Below are 626 nucleotides of genomic sequence, written 5' to 3'. Positions count from 1 at the left end.
AAGCAGCAGAACAAGGGGGGCGTGAGGCGCAAAATAATTTAGGCCTTATGTATGACGAAGGAGACGGTGTCAAAGTCGATAAAGAAAAAGCCCTCTATTGGTATACTAAAGCCGCTGAACAAGGTGTTGGTGACGCACAATTTAATTTAGGATTGATGTATGACGAAGGTGAAGGTGTCAAAGTCGATAAAGAAAAAGCGCTCTATTGGTATACTAAAGCCGCTGAACAAGGGTGGCGTGGGGCGCAAAATAATTTAGGGGTTATTTATGCCGAAGGTGAGGGTGTCGAAGTCGATAAAGAAAAAGCGCTTTATTGGTATACTAAAGCCGCTGAACAAGGGGGGCGTGAGGCGCAAAATAATTTAGGCGTAATGTATCAGCAAGGCGAGGGCGTTAAAAAAGATATAGCGTTAGCCAAAAAATATTTTAAACAAGCTTGTTCACTCGGTTTAAAAGAAGGTTGTGATAATTATAATTCCATAAAGTAAACATCATTATAGAAGAGTCAATTTATGCTAAAAGAACTGTCTTACATATTAAGGCAGTTCTTTTTTTATACAGCCTCAAAATGTGATTTATTCTGTTAACACAATCACTTTTTTGATATAAATTGGCATAACAGTGAT

The 626-nt window shown here is 38.3% G+C and carries 1 protein-coding gene; it reads left to right on the top strand.

What is annotated here, in order from left to right; translation table 11 throughout:
• Positions 1 to 488 (top strand): tetratricopeptide repeat protein (locus J3U42_RS12135; protein WP_267336593.1); only part of this gene is annotated, 488 nt, incomplete at its 5' end.
• Between the last annotated feature and the right edge of the window lie 138 nt (positions 489 to 626).

This window comes from Gilliamella sp. B2923 (genome assembly GCF_026536565.1).
In the GTDB taxonomy this organism is placed as follows: domain Bacteria; phylum Pseudomonadota; class Gammaproteobacteria; order Enterobacterales; family Orbaceae; genus Gilliamella.
This window is presented reverse-complemented; position numbering and strand designations above follow the sequence as displayed.